This window comes from Streptomyces sp. NBC_01622, assembly GCF_045209635.1.
Taxonomy (GTDB): Bacteria; Actinomycetota; Actinomycetes; order Streptomycetales; family Streptomycetaceae; genus Streptomyces.
Window position 1 is genome coordinate 6,914,488 of sequence record NZ_CP109293.1, and the last position, 19,544, is coordinate 6,934,031.

Genomic DNA, 19,544 nt, shown 5'->3' on the forward strand with positions numbered 1-19,544 from the left:
GCCACTGACAATGCGCCCGGGGCCCGGCAGCAAGTGATCTTGATTGGTCAGCTCTGTCCCCAAAAGTGCCTGACCAGTGCCGCACCGGTAATCGAGTGAGACCGGTCATGTCCGGGCTTCGGCAACCAGGAGACCGGGGTAAGCGTCTTTCCTTCGAACATGTACGGCAGCGCTTACGTAGGTAGCCCCAAGAGGGGCGGCACTACAGTGGACCGGAACACAGACAAGCAGCAGGGAGCGCAGACGTGCGGCCGGTAGGCAGCAAGTACCTCCTGGAGGAGCCGCTCGGACGCGGCGCCACGGGCACCGTCTGGCGGGCCCGCCAGCGTGAGACCGCGGGCGCCGAGGCGGCTGTCCAGGGTCAGCCCGGCGAGACCGTCGCGATCAAGGTCCTCAAGGAAGAACTCGCGAGCGATCCCGACATCGTGATGCGGTTCCTGCGCGAGCGGTCGGTGCTGCTGCGCCTGACCCACCCGAACATCGTCCGGGTCCGCGACCTGGTCGTCGAGGGCGATCTCCTGGCGCTTGTCATGGACATCATCGAGGGCCCCGACCTCCACCGCTATCTGCGCGAGAACGGCCCCTTCAGCCCCGTCGGCGCCGCGCTGCTCACCGCGCAGATCGCCGACGCGCTCGCCGCCAGCCACGCCGACGGCGTCGTCCACCGCGACCTGAAGCCGGCGAACGTCCTGCTCAAGCAGGGCGGCGGCCAGATGCACCCGATGCTCACCGACTTCGGCATCGCCCGCCTCGCCGACTCCCCGGGCCTGACCCGCACCCACGAGTTCGTCGGCACGCCCGCGTACATCGCGCCGGAGTCAGCCGAGGGCCGCCCGCAGACCTCCGCCGTGGACATCTACGGCGCCGGCATCCTGATGTACGAGCTGGTCACCGGCCATCCGCCGTTCTCCGGCGGCTCCGCCCTCGAAGTCCTGCACCAGCACCTGAGCGCCGAACCGCGCCGCCCCTCGACCGTCCCCGACCCGCTGTGGACGGTCATCGAGCGCTGCCTGCGGAAGAACCCGGACGAACGGCCCAGCGCCGAGAACCTCGCCCGCGGACTGCGCACCGTCGCCGAGGGCATTGGCGTGCACGCCAACTCCGCGCAGATCGCCGCCGCCGAGAACGTCGGCAGGCTGCTCGCCCCCGACCCCGCGCCCGCCGCCGTACCGGGCGTGCCCGGCGCCGCGGACCCGACGCAGGTCCTCTCGCACGGCGCGGGCGGCTTCGACCCGAACGCGGCGACCAGCGTCCTCCCGCACACCGGCGGCCCGTTGGGCGCCGCCGACCCGACCACCGTGCTGCCGAGCCGGGGCGCGGCCGACCCGACCACGGTCATGCCGCAGAACCCGTACGGCCAGCAGGGACAACAGGACCAGCAGGGACAACAGGGCCAGCCCGGCGGCCCCGGCCCCGAGCAGCCGCACCCCTGGCAGAACCAGCTGCGCGCCGCCCGCGACCGCAACGAACAGACGCAGTTCCAGCCCTACCTCGACCCGGGCGAGGACCCGCTGCGCCGCCGCCCCCAGCGCCAGGTCTCCCGCCCCCAGCAGCCGCCGCAGCAGCCCCGCCAGGCCGCCCAGCAGCGCCCGCAGCAGCGGCCCTCACAGCGCCAGCAGCCCCAGCAGGGCTACGGCTATCCGCAGCAGCAACAGCCGCAGCAGTACGCCCCGCCGAGGCAGCCGCAGCAACCCCAGCAGCGGCCGCAGGAACCGGCGCGCGAGCCCCGTCAGTCGCGGCAGCGCAATGCCAACCCGATGAAGATCCCCGGGCTGGGCTGCCTGAAGGGCTGCCTTTTCACGATCGTCCTGCTGTTCGTCGCGGGCTGGCTGGTCTGGGAGCTGACCCCGCTTCAGGACTGGATCGGCACCGGCAGGAGCTACTGGCGGGAGATCAGCCACGTCGCCGGACAGGTGAGCGGCTGGGTCAAGGATCTGAGTTCCGCCGGGGGCAACTGACCGCCGATCGACCGCCGTAAAGCCCCAAGTCCGGCGTTGTGTTGGTGATTTGTCGACACCCAGTGGGTGATTTCCGCCCTGGCGGTGAAGGTTGGCTCATCCGACGCGTAGTTTTAACGACAACACGCGTCTGGATGGAGCAGTCTTGGCACGGAAGATCGGCAGCCGGTACACCGCCAACCAGATCCTGGGGCGGGGCAGCGCCGGCACGGTGTGGCTGGGCGAGGGTCCCGAGGGGCCCGTCGCCGTCAAGCTGCTGCGCGAGGACCTCGCGTCCGACCAGGAGCTCGTCGGCCGCTTCGTGCAGGAGCGCACCGCCCTGCTCGGCCTGGAGCACCCGAACATCGTGTCCGTACGGGACCTGGTCGTCGACGGCAACGACCTCGCCCTCGTCATGGACCTGGTCCGCGGCACCGACCTGCGCACCCGCCTCGACCGGGAACGCCGGCTCGCCCCCGAGGCGGCGGTCGCGATCGTCGCCGACATCGCGGACGGACTCGCGGCGGCCCACGCGGCAGGCGTCGTGCACCGGGACGTCAAGCCGGAGAACGTGCTCCTCGACATGCAGGGCCCGCTCGGCCCCGGCGGCGCGCACCCCGCCCTGCTGACGGACTTCGGGGTCGCCAAACTCATCGACTCCCCGCGCCGCACCCGCGCCACGAAGATCATCGGCACGCCCGACTACCTCGCCCCCGAGATCGTCGAGGGCCTGCCCCCGCGCGCGGCCGTCGACATCTACGCCCTGGCGACCGTCCTCTACGAACTCCTCGCCGGATTCACCCCGTTCGGCGGCGGCCACCCCGGCGCGGTCCTACGACGCCACGTCACCGAGACCGTCGTACCGCTGCCGGGGATCCCCGAGGAGCTGTGGGCGCTGCTCGTCCAGTGCCTGGCGAAGGCCCCGGCGTCCCGGCTGCGCGCCTCCGAGCTCGCGGCCCGGCTGCGTGAACAGCTGCCGCTGCTCGCCGGGATGCCCCCGCTGGACGTCGACGAGCCCGACACCGAGCAGGAGGACGCGGAGCCGGAGGAGGCCCCGGTGGCCACGCCGGCGCGCGGCGAGCGGGTCCGGCGGGGGGCCGTACCGCTGGTGCCCGGCGCCAAGCCCGCCGACTCCAACCGGGACACGCACACCTCGATGCGGGTGCCCGCGCCGGACGAACTGGCCGGCGGGGCGCGCGGGACGGCACGGGCCCCGCGCGCGGCGGGCGCCCCGCGCCCCGGCTCGGCCCGGCACCGGGCGGCGACCCGGCGCCGACGGCTGACGCTCGGGGCGGCGGCGGTGGTGCTGGTCGCGGCGGTGGGGGTCGGTACGTGGGCGGCGACGTCGGGGGGCGACTCCGGCGCGAACTCCCCGGACACGAAGAACTCGGCACCGGCTTCGCCGTAGGGGGCCTTCGGCACTTCTCGGCCGACCGAGACGGGTGGTGGGCGGGCATAGGCCGGGGTCCGGGGGGCGTAGCCCCCGGTGACGTCCAGTCGCCGCAGGCCCGGCGCACCCCGCTTGGCGGAGCCGTTACGCTGGAGGCGTGGCAGTCGTCGATGTTTCCGAAGAGCTCAAGTCCCTCTCCTCGACCATGGAGTCGATCGAGGCCGTCCTGGACCTGGACAAGCTGAGGGCAGATGTCGTCGTCCTTGAGGAGCAGGCGGCAGCGCCCTCCCTGTGGGACGACCCGGAGGCGGCGCAGAAGGTCACCAGCAAGCTGAGCCACCTCCAGGCCGAGATCCGCAAGACCGAGGCCCTGCGCGGCCGGATCGACGACCTCTCGGTCCTCTTCGAGATGGCCGAGGAGGAGGACGACCCGGACACCCGCGCCGAGGCGGAGAACGAGCTGACCGCCGTCAAGAAGGCGCTGGACGAGATGGAGGTCCGCACCCTTCTCTCCGGCGAGTACGACTCCCGCGAGGCCGTCGTCACCATCCGCGCCGAGGCCGGCGGCGTCGACGCCTCCGACTTCACCGAGAAGCTCCAGCGCATGTACCTGCGCTGGGCCGAGCGCCACGGCTACAAGACGGAGCTCTACGAGACGTCGTACGCCGAAGAGGCCGGCATCAAGTCGACCACCTTCGCCGTGCACGTCCCGTACGCCTACGGCACGCTCTCGGTCGAGCAGGGCACCCACCGGCTTGTCCGGATCTCGCCCTTCGACAACCAGGGGCGCCGTCAGACCTCCTTCGCCGGTGTCGAGATCCTGCCGGTCGTCGAGCAGACCGACCACATCGAGATCGACGAGTCCGAGCTGCGAGTGGATGTCTACCGGTCCTCCGGTCCCGGCGGCCAGGGCGTCAACACCACCGACTCCGCGGTCCGCCTCACCCACCTCCCCACGGGCATCGTCGTCTCCTGCCAGAACGAGCGCTCGCAGATCCAGAACAAGGCCAGCGCGATGAACGTGCTCCAGGCCAAGCTGCTTGAGCGGCGCCGCCAGGAGGAGCAGGCCCGGATGGACGCCCTCAAGGGCGACGGCGGCAACTCCTGGGGCAACCAGATGCGTTCGTACGTCCTGCACCCGTACCAGATGGTCAAGGACCTGCGTACGGAGTACGAGGTCGGTAACCCTGAGGCCGTGTTCAACGGCGAGATCGACGGCTTCCTGGAGGCCGGAATTCGCTGGCGCAAGCAGCAGGAGAAGTAACTCCGAGAGTCGCTTTCGAGTGACTTTGTCGACTTGGCAACTGCCGTCCACCGGGCGGCAGTTGCCTTTCGTGTATCCGGATGTCTGGGTTTTACATCACACTCACAGGTTCCATCCACCAGCAAAGAACCCGTAGTTGGACATTGCGCTCGCAACGGCCTTGACGTTGCTGTGAAAAATGGGAAGGGTGAAGCGTGGCATGCGTGTCTCTGGGGCGCATGTGAACCGGGGGAGCCGAGCTTTCGCCAGCCGCTACCCCTGTCGATCACGGCCCCGGACACCGACGCACCACTGACGACGAGCTACATGGGGGTAGCAACCTAATGACGAAGAAGACGCGGATCCGTGTCGCGCGCATAGCGGCGGGCGCGATCATCGCCGCCGGCGCCTCGCTGACCGCCGCGGGTGCCGCATCGGCGCTCGACCTCACCGCGAGCGCGGACGACAGCGGGATCTCCGTGAACGTCAACCTCGACGACACGACTCCGCCCGCGACCCCGACCGACACGGGCGTCCCGACCATCCCGGACAGCACGCCGCCGGCCACCCCGACGTCCACGCCCGTCTCGACGCCTCCCACCGACGAGCCGACCGAGCCCACGGACAACCCCACCGAGCCGACGGACGAGCCGACGACCGACAGCCCGTCGGACGGCAGCACCAGCGGCTCCGGCTCCACCGGTGGCAACAACACCGACCCCGACGGCGGCTCCTCCGCCCAGGAGGCCGGCACCTCCGCCCTCACCGACACCGGTTCCGACACCTCGGCCCAGGGCAGCGGTGACGAGCTGGCCGAGACCGGCGCGGGCCAGACCGCGTTCCTGCTGATCGGCGCCGCGACGATGATCGCCGGCGGCATCGGCTTCCGCGTGCTCCCGCGTCTCGCGAGCGGCCGCGGCGGTGCGGCTGCCTGACGGTAGCCGTCCTCGCACGGACCGTACGCACGTCGTACGACGAAGGGCCCGGAGCTTGTCGCTCCGGGCCCTTCTGCGTGTCCTCGTCCAGGCCGCCTACGCGGTCTGGTGCGCCACCAGCGCCAGCGCCGCGATCAGCACCGCGAGCAGGGCGATCAACGCCATGGGGTTGAGATTGCCCCACGGGTTCTCCTGCTGCAGCCGCTCGCGGTTCGCGCGGCAGACGGGACAGCGGCCCTCGTTCACGGGCGCCGCGCAGTTCGCGCACACCAACCGGTCGTACGTCATGCGCTCGCCCTCCTTGCACCGGCTTCCACAGACACAACGCCTCGGGAAACTAGAACGTTCCCCCTCCACTGTGCCAGGTTCCGCGGGATTCGGCGCGGCTCGCCTTATCCTGCCCCGACCTTGTGCGTTCCAGCCCTTCAAATCCGCGACAAAACGTGCAAGCCTCGCACAACCCCGGAGGGCGACTGCGCGGGCACACCCGGGTCGCGTATGGTCACGCTCACCTACCCCCGGCTACCCGTGGTGCTCCCGTGATCCGATTCGACAGTGTCTCCAAGGTCTACCCCAAGCAGACCCGCCCCGCTCTCAGGGACGTCTCCCTGGAAGTGGAGAAGGGCGAGTTCGTGTTCCTGGTGGGGTCCTCCGGCTCCGGAAAGTCCACCTTCCTGAGGCTGGTCCTCCGCGAGGAGCGGTGCAGCCAGGGCCAGGTGCACGTGCTGGGCAAGGACCTCGCCCGCATCTCCAACTGGAAGGTGCCGCAGATGCGCCGCCAGCTGGGTACCGTCTTCCAGGACTTCCGCCTGCTGCCCAACAAGACGGTCGCCGAGAACGTGGCCTTCGCGCAGGAGGTCATCGGCAAGTCCAAGGGCGAGATCCGCAAGTCCGTGCCCCAGGTGCTCGACCTCGTCGGCCTCGGCGGCAAGGAGGACCGCAGGCCCGGTGAACTGTCCGGTGGTGAGCAGCAGCGCGTGGCCATCGCGAGAGCCTTCGTGAACCGGCCCAAGCTCCTCATCGCGGACGAGCCCACCGGCAACCTCGACCCGCAGACCTCCGTCGGCATCATGAAGCTGCTCGACCGGATCAACCGGACGGGCACCACCGTGGTGATGGCGACGCACGACCAGAACATCGTGGACCAGATGCGCAAGCGCGTCATCGAGCTGGAGGGCGGCCGCCTCGTCCGTGACCAGGCGCGTGGCGTCTACGGCTACCAGCACTGACCGCCGTTCGACCGCCGTCTGATGTCCGTCCACGGAAAGGCCTGAAGAAGCCGCCATGCGCGCCCAGTTCGTACTGTCCGAGATCGGTGTCGGTCTCCGCCGCAACCTGACGATGACCTTCGCGGTCGTCGTCTCCGTAGCCCTGTCCCTGGCCCTGTTCGGCGGCTCGCTCCTGATGAGCGACCAGGTCACCACCATGAAGGGCTACTGGTACGACAAGGTCAACGTCTCGATCTTCCTCTGCAACAAGAGCGACGCCGAGTCCGACCCCAACTGCGCCAAGGGCGCGGTGACCGACGACCAGAAGGCGCAGATCAAGTCCGACCTCGGCAAGATGTCGGTCGTCCAGAAGGTCACGTACGAGTCGCAGGACGAGGCGTACAAGCACTACAAGCAGCAGTTCGGCGACTCCCCGCTGGCCAGTTCGCTGACGCCGGACCAGATGCAGGAGTCGTACCGCATCAAGCTGAAGGACCCGCAGAAGTACCAGGTCATCGCGACCGCCTTCGACGGCCGTGACGGCGTCCAGTCGGTGCAGGACCAGAAGGGCATCCTGGACAACCTCTTCGGCCTCCTGAACGGCATGAACTGGGCCGCCCGCGCGGTCATGGCGCTCATGCTCGTCGTCGCCCTGATGCTGATCGTCAACACGGTGCGCGTCTCGGCGTTCAGCCGTCGCCGTGAGACCGGCATCATGCGGCTGGTCGGCGCGTCCGGCTTCTACATCCAGGCCCCGTTCATCATGGAGGCCGCGGTCGCCGGGCTCATCGGCGGCACGGTCGCCTGCGGATTCCTGGTGATCGGCCGGTACTTCATCATCGACCACGGCCTGGACCTGTCCCACAAACTCAATCTGATCAACTTCATCGGCTGGGACGCCGTCCTCACCAAGCTCCCGCTCATCCTCGCGACGAGCCTCCTGATGCCTGCGCTGGCAGCGTTTTTCGCGCTGCGCAAGTACCTCAAGGTGTGACGCATGCCAAGAGGGCCGTACGGGCAACCGCCCGTGCGGCCCTTCCCGTTGTCCTAGACTCACCGCCATGTCAGGCCGCGACCTGTTCTGTCAGCCCCGCCGCATCCGCCGCGGGGCCGCCCTGACATTGGTGTTCGCGAGCGTGCTCGTCGCCGGTGCGGCGACCGGGTCGTTCGAGGAACCCGCCCGGCCGGACCGCAAATCGGCGTCCGGTACGGCCCGTTCGGCATCCATCGGCCGTACCGAGGACGTCGCGAAGGCCGCCGCCGAGGCCAAGGCCGACGGCAAGTCGCCCATGGAGGCCGCCGAGCGCGCCGTCAGCCGCAGCGGGGACCGCTGGGGTGCCGTGTACTCCCAGGGGGAGTACGAGGAGTTCGAGGAGGCCCTCGACGGCCAGTACACCGGCGTCGGGCTCTGGGCCCGCCGGGAGCGAGACGGCCGGATCGAGGTGACCAAGGTGCAGTCCGGGTCGCCCGCGGCCACCGCCGGGGTCCGCAAGGGCGACCGGCTGCACACGATCGACGGCGAGAACGTCGACGGACAGCCCGTCACCGAGGTCGTGGCCCTACTCCGCGGTGATGCCCAGGAGGCCGCCGCCGGCACCACCGTCACCCTCGGCCTGGAGCGCGGCACGCACGCGTGGAGCGAGACCGTACGGCGCGCCCGCCTCTCCACCGACTCCGTGACCGTCACCAGGCCGGCCGGCGAGGTCACCGTCATCAGGATCGCCGCGTTCACCAAGGGCGTCGGCGACATCGTCCGCACCGCCGTCCGCCAGGCCCCCGCCGACTCCGGGTTCATCCTCGACCTGCGCGGCAACTCCGGCGGCCTGGTCGCCGAGGCCGTCACCACCGCCTCCGCCTTCCTCGACGGCGGCCTCGTCGCGACGTACGACGTCGACGGCGAGCAGCAGGTCCTGCACGCGGCCACCGGCGGCGACACCACCAGACCCTTGGTCGCGCTCGTCGACGGCGGCACGATGAGCGCGGCCGAGATGCTCACCGGCGCCCTCCAGGACCGCGGTCGCGCGGTCGTCGTGGGCTCCAGGACCTTCGGCAAGGGCTCGGTCCAGATGCCGAGCCGACTCCCGGACGGCGTCGTCGCCGAGCTCACCGTCGGCCACTACCGCACCCCCTCCGGCCACACCGTCGACGGCCGGGGCATCACCCCAGACCTCGATGTCACCGCACAGGGGCAGGCCGCCGTAGAGCGGGCGGAGACGGTGTTGAGCGGGCTCGGGGACGCTTCGTAGCCGTCTGCCGGCGCCGTTCGTAATCACCTTTCCCTCCGGCCCCCTTGTGGTGCGAAAATGGGGAGCACTATGAGCAAGGGAATGTACGTACCCAAGGAGTCCCAGCCCAAGCAGGGCGGCGGGACCGTCGGCAAGGCCAGGGACGGCGAGAAGGGCGGCAAGCGCAAGATCGTCGCCCAGAACAAGAAGGCCCGGCACGACTACGCGATCATCGACACCTACGAGGCCGGGATCGTCCTCTCCGGCACCGAGGTCAAGTCGCTGCGTGAGGGTCGGACCTCGCTGGCCGACGGCTTCGTCCAGATCGACGGGGGCGAGGCGTGGCTGCACAACGCCCACATCCCCGAGTACCACCAGGGCACCTGGACCAACCACTCCGTGCGCCGCAAGCGCAAGCTGCTGCTGCACCGCGAGGAGATCGACAAGCTGGAGTCCAAGACCCAGGAGACGGGTCACACGATCGTGCCCCTCGCCCTGTACTTCAAGGACGGCCGGGCGAAGGCCGAGATCGCCCTCGCCCGCGGCAAGAAGGAGTACGACAAGCGGCAGACCCTGCGCGAGAAGCAGGACCGCCGGGAGTCGGACCGCGCGATCGCGGCGGCGAAGCGCAAGCAGCGCGGCGAGTAGCCACGAGGAATACGGTGGCATCGGCGTGCGTTGGTCACGTACGATGGCTACTGCACCCCACAGCGGGCGCAGCAGTAGATTGAAAAAACAACATGGGGATGATCGGTTTCGACAGCGGATGTCGAAGCAGGGGAAGCGTGTCGAGGAAGCGGCAATGATCTCGTTAACCATATGTCGCAACCAATAATCGCCAATTCCAACAGCGATTCCCGCGCCTTCGCCCTCGCTGCCTAATAAGCAGTGAGTGAAGGCCCTTAACGGGTGTCAGCCCGGGAGTGTTCCCGACCCGGATCCTGGCATAATCTAGGGGACTAAACCATCGAGCCCGGTCACGGGGTTCGATGGGAAATCAAACAGTGACTGGGCCCGTCGGCGACTTGTTCGCGTGATCACCGGGGCCGAGAAAATCACAGCGAACTGCACACGGAGAAGCCCTGTTTCAGCACCGGTGGACGCGGGTTCGATTCCCGCCATCTCCACTCATCCCATGTTTGTAATTGAGCACAGCGGTAAAGCCCCTCACTGTTTCGGCAGTGAGGGGCTTTTCCTGTCACTTGACAGCAAAGGTTGACATACGCAGGCCGTTGCTCAGGATCAGATAGACGTCCGTACGGCCTTTCGCCGCACCCGAGAGTTCCGCGGTCACTGTCTGGTAGTCGTACGGCGATGGAGTCGCCGCCGTGTGAACCGTCCCCAGGAGCTTTCCCGTCGGGGAACCCAGCCTGACCTTGAGCGTGCCGGCGGCCGTACCCGCCACCCGGGCCGTGAACTTCGTTGCCCCCGCGCCCAGTTGGGTGTCCGCGAACTTCAGCCACGCGCCGTCCGCCGCCGCGCCCACCGCCGTGCCGCTCGCCTTGGACTCGTCGACGAGATGGACGGCGGAGTAGTCGTCGAAGTTCTCGGCGCGGGTCGTTCGGGACAGGTTCCGGGGCGGGATGGTCTCCCCGTGGACCTGCCAGGTCGTACGGGTGCGGATGTCGGCGGAAGAGGCTCCGGCCATGACGTCGTACGTGCCGGATTCCACGACCCATTTCGAGCGCGTGACGTCCCAGTGGGCCAGGTCCCGCTGCCGGAGCTTCAGGTGGACCGTTTTCGTCTCGCCGGGTTTGAGGGACACCCGCTGGAAGGCCTTCAGCTGTTTCAGGGGTTCCTTGTCGCGGGACGTGCGCTGGTGCGTGTAGAGCTGCACGACTTCGTCGCCCGCTCGTGTGCCGGTGTTCGTGACCGGGACCTCGTAGCCGCCGGCGACGGGTTTCAGGGTGCCGTAGTGGAAGGTCGTGTACGAGAGGCCGTAGCCGAAGGGGTAGAGGGGTGTGCCCTGGAAGTACTGGTAGGTGCGGTCGGACTTGATGATGTCGTAGTCGAGGATCGACGGGAGGTCGGCGTCCGAGCGGTACCAGGTCTGGGTGAGGCGGCCGGACGGGTTGACGTCGCCGTAGAGGACGTCGGCGAGGGCGTTGCCCGTCTCCTGGCCGGCGTGGGAGGTCCAGAGGAGGGCCGGGACTTCCTTCTGCACAGCACCCAGCGTGGTGGGATAGCTGTTCTCGACGATCACGACCGTCTTCGGGTTGGCCTGGTGCACCGCCTTGACCAGGGCTTCCTGGGAGGGGGCCAGGGACATGTCCGTGCGGTCGTGGGCCTCGCGGCCGTTGATCGACGGCATCGAGCCGATGACGACGACCGCTGTGTCCTTGCCCTTCACCGCGGCCACGGCGTCATCGATGCCGTTGCGGACCACGTCCTTCGTGTAGTGCGCCGCCTGGTCCTTGGGTACTAGGCCCAGGGTGCCGTTGGCGTCGGTCGGGCCGAGGTAGACCGGGTTCGACCACCAGGACTCGGCCGTCTCGTAGCCCGCGTATCTCAGCAAGTACGTTCCGTCGTCCTGCTGTTCCAGCTTGAACTGCTGCTGGACGTACCAACCGTTGGGCTGGGTCTGGTCGTTGACGAAGTTCGACCAGTTGTAGCCGACGTACCTGCCGTTGGCGGCCGAGCGCAGGGTGACGATGCCCGAGCCCCAGTCGAAGGCGTCGAACTGGGCTGTGGTCGTTGGGGTGTTGGTGGTCTCCTGCAAGGGGGCGCCCGTGTCGCCGGTGCCGGCCGTGACGTACTTGCCGGTCGCCGTGTCGCGCAGCGCGATGCGGTCGACTCCCTCGCTGGTGGCCACTGGCGTGCCGAGTTTCGAGGCGATGCCCTGCGCGGGCGTGACGGAGTAGGGGAGTGTGCCCGAGTACCAGTCGGTGTAGAGCGTGTCGGCGAGGGGGCCGACCACTGCCACGTTTTTCTGTGTCGCTTTCAGCGGAAGTGACACACTTTTTTTGAGCAGTACCGTCCCCTCGGCCGCCGCCTTGCGCGCCAGTTGCCGATGCGCCGGGCTGTCGATGACCGACGCGTCGATCGAGCCGTACTTGCCGCCGCCGGGGTCGAATTCACCGAGCCGGACGCGGACGGAGAGGATGTCCGACACCGCCCTGTCGATGTCCGACACCTTCAACAGGCCCTGCTGCAGTGCCGAGTTGATCGCGGAAGTCGTCGGGCCGGGGTCGGCGCTGTTGTCCGTGAAGCTGTCGACGCCCGCCTTGAGCGCCGCCGCGTCGCCCTCCGCGATCGTGGGGTAGTACTGCTGGGGAGCGACGAGATTGCCTGGGGCGAAGGCGTCGGTGACGTTCAGCAGATCCTGCCCGGTCCAGGTCCTCACTACGTCGTTCAGGTCCGGATTGACCGTGGCGGGACGGCCGTTGACCAGGTTGTACGACGTCATCACGCCCGTGGCCGCGTCCGCCGCGATCGCCGGTTCGAAGGCGGCCTCGTCGTACTCCTTCTCCACCCGTGGGCGCAGGTCGGAGGAGGTCGTCGCGCGGTCTGCCTCGTTGTTGTAGGCGAGGTAGTGCTTGAGGGTGGGGGCCGTCTTGAGATGGTTCGGGTCGCCGCCGGTCAGGCCCTCGCCGTAGGCCGTGGACAGGGCGCCGGTCAGTTCGGGGTCCTCGCTGTAGCCCTCCTCGTTGCGGCCCCAGCGCGGGTCGCGCAACAAATTCACCACCGGGGCCCAGAGGTTCAACCCCCAGCCGTCCGGGCGCTGTTGCTGGAAACCACGGGCCTCGTCGCCGACCGCCGAGCCGACCTGTTCCATCAGCGCCGGGTCCCAGGTCGAGGCGAGTCCGACGGCCTGCGGGAAGACGGTGGCCTTGCCGAGCCAGGCCACGCCGTGCAGCGCCTCGGTGCCGGTGCGGAAGGACTGGATGCCGAGGCGGGGGATCGCCGGCTCGTACTGGTGGAGGAGGGAGATCTTCTCGTCAAGGGTCAGCCGGCCGAGCAGGTCGTCAACGCGCTTGCTGACGGAGAGAGCTGGATCGCGGAAGGGGTACGGGGTGTCGGCCGTCGCCGGGACCGTCGCTCCCAGACCGACGATCAGGGCGAACGCCACGGCGAGCGTGGTTCTGTGACTTGTTCTGTGACTTGTTCTGTGACTTCTTCTCTTGCCTTCCATGTCGCGGCTCCTTCGGGTAGGGCCTTGCTCCAACGGTGGTGAGGTCAGGGCGCGTTGCGCGGTGCCGTGCTCGCTCGTTCCGTCAGCCGGGGTGCGAGCAGCGTCGCGTCGGGCACGGTCTTGCCGCCCAGCTTCTTCATCAGCAACTCGACGGCCCTGGAACCGAGTTCGGCGGCGGGCAGCGCGACCGAGGTGACCGGGACCCGTACGGACTCGGCGAGTTCGTCGGGACAGATCGCGGTGACCGACAGATCGCCGGGGACACGCAGACCGAGCTGCTCGAAGGCGTCGACGAGGGGTTCCAGGAGCGGTTCGTTGTGGACGACGACTCCGGTCAACGCGGGCTGCTCGCACAGCAGTTGTTCGGCTACGGCGGCTGCCGCGGCGGGCGCCGGCTCGCAGGGGTGGACGCAGGAGATGAGCCCGTTGCGGTGCGCGGCGGCCGTGAAGCCCTGAACGACCCGCTGGGCGAAGGCGGTTCGGCGGACGTACACCTCGGGCGGTGACCCGACGAGGGCGACGACCCGGTGCCCGAGCCCCGCGAGCCGTTCCACGCACAGCTCACCGGCCGCCTTGAAGTCGAGGTCGATGCAGGTCAGCCCGTCGGCCTCGGCGGGGAAGCCGATCAGCACGGACGGCCGGTCCAGGGAACGGAGCAACGGCAGCCGGGGGTCGTCCAGTTGGACGTCCATCACGATCAACGCGTCCACGAGCGCCGAGTCCGCGACCCGCCGCAGGCCCTCCTCGCCCTCCTCCTGGGTGAGCAGCAGTACGTCGTGGTCGTGGCGGCGGGCCGTGGTCGCCACCGACATCGCGAACTGCATGACCACGGGGACATGGATGCCGGTCCGTAAGGGGATGACGAGGGCCAGCACGTTCGACCGGCTGCTGGCCAGGGCGCGGGCACCGGCGTGCGGCCGGTAGCCCAGCTCGCGGATGGACGCCTCGACGCGCTGCCGGGTCTCCTCGGAGATCGGGCGCTTGCCGCTCAGCGCGTACGACACGGTGCTGGGGGAGACCCCGGCGTGCCGGGCCACATCAGTGATCTTCACCATCAGCCCAGCTCCAGGGTCAGGAACCCGCTGCCCGACTTCGACCGTTCCCCGGCGGCCAGCGCCCACGCCACGGACGGGTCACTGCAGGACGCCCGGAGCGTGTCCCCCTCCCGTACGACGGTGAAGGTCACGTCGCCGACCGGCACCGTCACCTGCGCGCCCCGCTCCAGGCCGTACGCCCGCAGGGTCACCCCGTCGGCGAAGTCGTAGTCGGGCCGGTCGGCCACCGCGCCCACCGGGATCACCGCGCCCGGCCGGACCAGGAGCGGCACGCTGTCGAACCCGTGCTTCTCGCGCGTCCAGCGCGGCCCGGTGACCGTACGGCCGGTGAGGTAGTGGGTCCAGGTGCCCTCGGGGACGTAGTACGAGACGTCCCCGTCGTCGCTGAAGACGGGCGCGACCAGCAGATCGCTGCCGAGCATGTACTGCCGTTCCAGATGCGCGCACCCCGGGTCGTCCGGGAACTCCAGGACCATCGCCCGCATCATCGGCACGCCCTCGGCGGAGGCGGTGCGCGCGGTCTCGTAGAGATACGGCATGAGGCTCAGCTTCAGGCGGGTGAACTGCCGTAGTACGTCAACGGATTCCTCGTCGAAGAGCCACGGGACGCGGTACGAGGAACTGCCGTGCAGGCGGCTGTGGGAGGACAACAGGCCGAAGGCCAGCCAGCGTTTGAAGAGGGCGGGGGTCGGGGTGCCCTCGAAGCCGCCGATGTCGTGGCTCCAGTAGCCGAAGCCGGACAGGCCGAGCGAGAGCCCGCCGCGCAGCGACTCGGCCATCGACTCGTAGGTCGCCTCGCAGTCGCCGCCCCAGTGAACGGGGTACTTCTGGCTGCCCGTTGTGGCCGAGCGTGCGAAGACGACCGCCTCGCCCTCGCCCCGGTGTTTGCGCAGGACGTCGAAGACCGTGCGGTTGTAGAGGTAGGTGTAGTAGTTGTGCATACGCTCGGGGTCCGCGCCGTCCGCGTAGGCGACATCGACCGGTACCCGCTCGCCGAAGTCGGTCTTGAAGCAGTCGACGCCCTGCGCGAGCAGCGCCTCCAGCTTTCCGGCGTACCAGTCGCGGGCGGCCGGGCTGGTGAAGTCGACCAGGGCCATGCCGGGCTGCCACAGGTCCCACTGCCAGACGCTGCCGTCCGGCCGGCGCAGCAGATGCCCGAGCGCCTTGCCCTCGGCGAAGAGCGGCGAGCGCTGTGCGATGTACGGGTTGATCCAGACGCAGATGTGCAGCCCGCGGTCCTTCAGCCGGGCGAGCATGCCCTCCGGGTCGGGGAAGACCCGCGGATCCCACTGGAAGTCGCACCAGTTGAACTCGCGCATCCAGAAACAGTCGAAGTGGAAGACGGACAGCGGGAGTTCACGCTCCCGCATGCCCTCGATGAAGGACGTCACCGTCTCCTCGTCGTAGGAGGTGGTGAACGACGTCGACAGCCACAGGCCGAACGACCAGGCGGGCGGGAGTGCCGGGCGGCCGGTGAGGGCGGAGTACTTGCGGAGGATGTCCTTGGGGGTCGGGCCGTAGATGACGTAGTACGTCAACTGTTGGCTCTCCACGCTGAATTGGACCCGGGACACGGCCTCCGAGCCGACCTCGAAGGAGACCCGGCCGGGGTGGTCGACGAAGACGCCGTAGCCCGCGTCGGTGAGGTAGAACGGGACGTTCTTGTAGGCCTGTTCGGTCGCGGTGCCGCCGTCGGCGTTCCACATGTCGACGACCTGGCCGTTCTTGACGAGCGGGCCGAAACGTTCGCCAAGTCCATAGACGGAGGTGCCCACTTGGAGCCCCAGCTGCTCGCGCAGATAGTGGGCGCCGGTCGCGTCCCGCATGATGCCCATGCCCTTGGGGCCGCTGCTGGTGAGGGTCCGGCCGTGCGCGAGGAAGCCGACGTGCCAGGGCCCGGTGCGCGCCACCTGGACCGACAGCGCCCCGGAGGTGAGGGTGGCGTGCTCGTCGTCGTAGGAGGTGTGTACGGCGCTGTGCTTTTCTGGGGGACATCCCCCAGACCCCCGGACGGTCTTCTGGACGTCGAATTGGGGGCCGCGCGGCTGTTCGCCCTCGAAGTGGGTGAAGGTGACGCCGATGACGTCGGGCATCGGGGCGTGGGCGCTGATCGTCACGACCGGTCCCTTCAGCAGGTCGCCGCGGTGGCGGATGGGGACGGTCGGTGCGTGGATCTCCAACGCGCCGTCCGGAGCGGTGACATCGAGGACTTCTACCGGGTGGGCGGCGGTGACGCCCTCGCGCAGCAGCCAGTAGCCGTCGGTGAACTTCACGTGGGGGGTCCCCTTACTACTTGACGGCACCCACGGCGATGCCGCGCGTGAGGGTCCGCTGGAAGACGAGGAAGAAGACGATGGCGGGCAACACACCGAGCAGAGCGGCCGCGTTGGTCATCGTGGCGTCCATCAGACGCTGGCCCTGGAGGACACCGAGGGCCACCGACACGGTCTGGTTGTCGTTGGAGATCAGCATGACCAGGGGGAGCAGGAACTCGTTCCAGGTCCAGATGAAGAAGAAGACCAGGAGGACGCCGATCGTGGGGCGGCTGACCGGGACCACGATCCGCCACAGCACCTGCCACTTGTTGGCGCCGTCGATCCGGGCCGCCTCGATGATCTCGCGGGGGAACTGGCCGAGCACGGACGAGAGGAGATACGTGCCGAACGCCGCCTGGATCACCGTGAAGACGATGATGACGCTCAACCTGGTGTCGTACAGGCCGACTTGCTTGCCCAGGTAGTAGATCGGGTAGACCAGCGCTTCCTGCGGCAGCATGTTGGCGAGGACGTAGAAGGCCAGGACCCAAGTGCGGCCCCGGATACGGCCGATGCCGATCGCGTACGAGTTGAGTACGGAGAGCACGGCGGCGAGGACGGCCACCGAGCCGCTGATCAGCACCGAGTTGAAGAGTTTCCGGCCGTAGTCGACGCGCTGCCAGAAGTCCTTGAGACCGTCCAGGTAGAGGCCCTTGGGGAGGCTGAGCGGGCCGTGTTCGGAGTACTCGGCCGGTGACTTCACGGCGTTGATCAGGACGATCAGGAACGGGACGACCATGAAGAGGGCGGCGATACAGAGGGCGATGAGCACCGGGTAGCGGCGCAGGGCGGTCGTCATGCGCGGTCACCTTCCTCCGCGCGGGTCTGGAGTTTCAGGAAGGCGAGGGAGAGCACCAGGATGATCACGGTCAAGACCGTGGAGATCGCGGCGCCGTAGCCGACCTGGGTCTTCTCGAAGAACGTGGTGAAGGAGAAGTAGGAGGGCACGTCGGTCGCGCCGCCGGGTCCGCCTTTCGTGAGCACGTACACCGCGCCGAACACCTTGAGCGCGGCGATCGTGCACCAGGTGAGGACGACGTAGATCTCGGGGCGGATCTGCGGCAGCGTGATGTGCCAGAAGCGGCGCCACCAGCCGGCGCCGTCCAGCTCGGCGGCCTCGTACAGCTGGGGGTCGACACGTTGCAGCCCGGCCATGAACACCACGAGCGGGAAGCCGAGTTGGACCCAGACCATGACGCCCATGACGCTGTAGAGCGCGATGTCGGGGTCGCCGAGCCAGTCCTGCTGCCAGGAGCCCAACCCGACTGTCTTCAGCAGGGTGTTGAGGGAGCCGTTGTCGGGGGCGAGGATCCAGCTCCAGACGATGCCGGCGACCGCGATCGGGAGCACCTGCGGGAGGTAGAAGCAGGCGCGGAGGATCGAGGCGATACGGGTGCCGAAGTGCTTGCCGATGTAGTCGAACAGGGCGGCGGCGAGGACGAGTCCGACGATCGTCGGTACGGCCGCCATCGCCACGACCATGAACAGGCTGTGCCGGAAGGACGCCCAGAACTCCGAATCGTCCAGCAGGTCACGGTAGTTGGCGAGCCCGGTCCACTTGGGGTCGCCTACGCCCTGCCAACTCGTGAAGCTCACGGCCGTGTTCATCAGGAACGGGACGACGATCACGGCGAGGGCGGCCAGGGCGCCGGGGAGCAGGAACAGGGCGTACGAGTTTCGCGGGCGAGGGCGGTGCGGGCCGGTGGTGTGGTGCCTGCCGTCGGCCCGCGCGCCCTTCTCGACGGTGACCGTCATGTCGACGGAACGCCCTTGTCGTACGCCTTCTGCAGGTTGCTGAGATAGGCGTCCGGTTTCTCGCTGCTGGTGATCAGCTTCTGGGTCTCGGAGACAAGGACGTCGTAGAAGCCGGGGACCGGCCAGTCCGGGTAGAAGGCGAGGCCGTCACGGGCCGTGAGGGTGTTGAAGTTGGCGATGAGTTCCTTGGACTTGGGGTCGGTGATCGCGGAGGTGTCGGCCGCGACCGGGATGCCGCCCTTGTTGCCCATCAGGTTCTGGATCTTCTTCGACAGGGTGATGTCGATGAAGTCGTAGGCGAGTTGTTTGTTCTTGGCGCCCTTGGGGACGACCCAGATGTTGCCGCCGGAGCCGAGGGTGAGGTTCGAGCCGGGCCACAGGGTCGTGTCCCAGTCGAACTTGGCCTCCGTCTGGAAGCGGCCGTACCACCAGCTGCCGGAGAACAGGATCGGCGCCTTGCCCTGGATCCAGGAGACACCGGCGTCCTCGGCCTTGGTGGAGCTGGAGGTCTTGGCGATGTAGCCCTTCTTCACCCAGTCGGCGAAGGTGGTCGCCGCGTACGTCCAGGCCGGGTCGTGGAAGTCCGTCTTGCCCTTGTACAGCTCGTACTTGTCGACCCAGGTGCGGTCGGCCTTCGACAGCGCGAGCTGGTAGAGGTACTGCTGGGCCGGGTACTCGGCGCCCGCGTTGGCGAGCGGGGTGACGCCCTTCGCCGCGAACTGGTCCATGGCGGCGGTGAGTTCGTCGAACGTCTTCGGCTCGGCGATCTTGTACTTCTTGAAGAGGTCCTTGTTGTAGTAGACCATCGTGTACTCGCCGTAGTCGGTCACGCCGTACCACTTGCCGGAGCCCATCACTCCGTTGGTGTCGTACAGGTCCGTGGCGCCGACGCTCGCGGGGATCTTCTTGTCCCAGCCGCGCGCCTTCGCTTCGGCGGTGAGGTCGGTCAGCAGGCCTTGCTTGGAGAGCAGGCCGGCGGTCGCGTTGCCCTTGTTGTACTCCATGACGTCCGGCGCGTCCGAGGAGTTGAGGACCATCGGGGCCGTCTTCTGGATCTGCTCGAAGCCCTTCTCCTCGAACTTCACCTTGACGCCCGGATGTTGGGCCTCGAACTCCTTGATGGCCTCGTTCCAGGCCACGCCCATCGCACTGTCGGGGCCCTCGTAGTGCCAGAGCTTCAGGGTCTTGCCGTCTGAACTACCACTGTCCGAACTGCCGCAGGACGTGAGCAGCAGGGCTCCCGTCACGATCACTGCGGCCGTCATCGTTCGCCTTCGGGTCGTCAACATCCAGGGCCTCCGGGGGAGTCGGATGGGTGTCGAAGCGCTTCGATGAAGGAACGTATGTAG

Annotated in this window: 15 protein-coding genes and 1 other RNA gene; 9 read left to right on the forward strand and 7 right to left on the reverse strand. The window is 68.5% G+C overall.

From position 1 onward, the window contains the following. Positions 1–245: 245 nt before the first annotated feature. From OH768_RS31890 to OH768_RS31905, 4 genes are all read left to right on the forward strand, one after another. Entirely contained in the window at positions 246–1,958 is a 1,713-nt protein-coding gene (locus OH768_RS31890) for a serine/threonine-protein kinase (RefSeq protein WP_406459326.1), read from the forward strand. Between the two features lie 145 nt (positions 1,959–2,103). Beyond that, complete coding sequence (locus OH768_RS31895) at positions 2,104–3,345, forward strand: serine/threonine-protein kinase (protein ID WP_406459328.1); 1,242 nt, start codon at positions 2,104–2,106, stop codon at positions 3,343–3,345. Between the two features lie 139 nt (positions 3,346–3,484). Then, complete coding sequence (gene prfB, locus OH768_RS31900; RefSeq protein WP_043679296.1) at positions 3,485–4,591, forward strand: peptide chain release factor 2; 1,107 nt, start codon at positions 3,485–3,487, stop codon at positions 4,589–4,591. Between the two features lie 323 nt (positions 4,592–4,914). Then, positions 4,915–5,505, forward strand: a complete 591-nt coding sequence (locus tag OH768_RS31905; RefSeq protein ID WP_406459331.1) for a hypothetical protein — start codon at positions 4,915–4,917, stop codon at positions 5,503–5,505. A gap of 96 nt (positions 5,506–5,601) precedes the next feature. Here the strand turns inward: OH768_RS31905 and OH768_RS31910 are convergent, their stop codons facing one another. Continuing rightward, positions 5,602–5,793, reverse strand: a complete 192-nt coding sequence (locus OH768_RS31910) for a hypothetical protein (protein WP_043679302.1) — start codon at positions 5,791–5,793, stop codon at positions 5,602–5,604. 251 nt (positions 5,794–6,044) lie between these two features. Here OH768_RS31910 and ftsE point away from each other — a divergent pair, with 251 nt between their 5' ends. The 5 genes from ftsE (at position 6,045) to ssrA (ending at position 10,068) form a co-directional block, all read left to right on the forward strand. Beyond that, positions 6,045–6,734 (forward strand): cell division ATP-binding protein FtsE, encoded by a 690-nt coding sequence (ftsE, locus tag OH768_RS31915; protein ID WP_019065989.1) that lies wholly within the window; start codon positions 6,045–6,047, stop codon positions 6,732–6,734. Between the two features lie 55 nt (positions 6,735–6,789). Further along, positions 6,790–7,707: a permease-like cell division protein FtsX gene (ftsX, locus tag OH768_RS31920; RefSeq protein ID WP_406459333.1), complete on the forward strand. Its 918-nt coding sequence runs from the start codon at positions 6,790–6,792 to the stop codon at positions 7,705–7,707. Between the two features lie 67 nt (positions 7,708–7,774). Further along, positions 7,775–8,959: a S41 family peptidase gene (locus OH768_RS31925; RefSeq protein ID WP_406459335.1), complete on the forward strand. Its 1,185-nt coding sequence runs from the start codon at positions 7,775–7,777 to the stop codon at positions 8,957–8,959. An 81-nt stretch (positions 8,960–9,040) separates the two neighbouring features. Further along, positions 9,041–9,586, forward strand: a complete 546-nt coding sequence (gene smpB / locus OH768_RS31930) for an SsrA-binding protein SmpB (RefSeq protein ID WP_406465521.1) — start codon at positions 9,041–9,043, stop codon at positions 9,584–9,586. A 94-nt stretch (positions 9,587–9,680) separates the two neighbouring features. Then, positions 9,681–10,068, forward strand: a transfer-messenger RNA (tmRNA) gene (gene ssrA, locus OH768_RS31935). A 68-nt stretch (positions 10,069–10,136) separates the two neighbouring features. On the opposite strand, the gene OH768_RS31940 is transcribed toward ssrA, so the two are convergent. The 6 genes from OH768_RS31940 to OH768_RS31965 all read right to left on the reverse strand — a co-directional run bounded on the left by OH768_RS31940 (position 10,137) and on the right by OH768_RS31965 (position 19,460). Continuing rightward, positions 10,137–13,007, reverse strand: a complete 2,871-nt coding sequence (locus OH768_RS31940; protein WP_406459337.1) for a glycoside hydrolase family 3 C-terminal domain-containing protein — start codon at positions 13,005–13,007, stop codon at positions 10,137–10,139. Positions 13,008–13,114: 107 nt separating this feature from the next. Continuing rightward, complete coding sequence (locus tag OH768_RS31945) at positions 13,115–14,125, reverse strand: LacI family DNA-binding transcriptional regulator (protein WP_406459339.1); 1,011 nt, start codon at positions 14,123–14,125, stop codon at positions 13,115–13,117. Further along, positions 14,125–16,398, reverse strand: coding sequence for an alpha-xylosidase (yicI, locus tag OH768_RS31950; RefSeq protein ID WP_406459341.1), 2,274 nt, complete (start codon positions 16,396–16,398; stop codon positions 14,125–14,127). Before yicI ends, OH768_RS31945 begins: the two co-directional genes overlap by 1 nt. 16 nt (positions 16,399–16,414) lie before the next feature. Further along, the gene (locus OH768_RS31955) at positions 16,415–17,239 is read right to left on the reverse strand and encodes a carbohydrate ABC transporter permease (protein WP_406459343.1); all 825 of its coding nucleotides are present in this window, start codon (positions 17,237–17,239) and stop codon (positions 16,415–16,417) included. Further along, entirely contained in the window at positions 17,236–18,195 is a 960-nt protein-coding gene (locus OH768_RS31960) for a carbohydrate ABC transporter permease (RefSeq protein WP_406459345.1), read from the reverse strand. The genes OH768_RS31955 and OH768_RS31960 overlap by 4 nt, the downstream gene beginning before the upstream one ends. Further along, positions 18,192–19,460 (reverse strand): ABC transporter substrate-binding protein, encoded by a 1,269-nt coding sequence (locus tag OH768_RS31965; protein WP_406459347.1) that lies wholly within the window; start codon positions 19,458–19,460, stop codon positions 18,192–18,194. The genes OH768_RS31960 and OH768_RS31965 overlap by 4 nt, the downstream gene beginning before the upstream one ends. Positions 19,461–19,544: the final 84 nt, after the last annotated feature.

What these genes read in the sequence shown, in the direction of transcription:
- OH768_RS31960 (WP_406459345.1), bottom strand. Translation starts at nt 18,195, where the DNA reads ATGACGGTCACCGTCGAGAAGGGCGCGCGGGCCGACGGCAGGCACCAC.
- OH768_RS31905 (WP_406459331.1), top strand. Translation starts at nt 4,915, where the DNA reads ATGACGAAGAAGACGCGGATCCGTGTCGCGCGCATAGCGGCGGGCGCG.
- ftsX (WP_406459333.1), top strand. Translation starts at nt 6,790, where the DNA reads ATGCGCGCCCAGTTCGTACTGTCCGAGATCGGTGTCGGTCTCCGCCGC.
- OH768_RS31910 (WP_043679302.1), bottom strand. Translation starts at nt 5,793, where the DNA reads ATGACGTACGACCGGTTGGTGTGCGCGAACTGCGCGGCGCCCGTGAAC.
- OH768_RS31965 (WP_406459347.1), bottom strand. Translation starts at nt 19,460, where the DNA reads ATGACGGCCGCAGTGATCGTGACGGGAGCCCTGCTGCTCACGTCCTGC.
- smpB (WP_406465521.1), top strand. Translation starts at nt 9,041, where the DNA reads ATGTACGTACCCAAGGAGTCCCAGCCCAAGCAGGGCGGCGGGACCGTC.
- OH768_RS31925 (WP_406459335.1), top strand. Translation starts at nt 7,775, where the DNA reads ATGTCAGGCCGCGACCTGTTCTGTCAGCCCCGCCGCATCCGCCGCGGG.
- OH768_RS31955 (WP_406459343.1), bottom strand. Translation starts at nt 17,239, where the DNA reads ATGACGACCGCCCTGCGCCGCTACCCGGTGCTCATCGCCCTCTGTATC.
- OH768_RS31945 (WP_406459339.1), bottom strand. Translation starts at nt 14,125, where the DNA reads ATGGTGAAGATCACTGATGTGGCCCGGCACGCCGGGGTCTCCCCCAGC.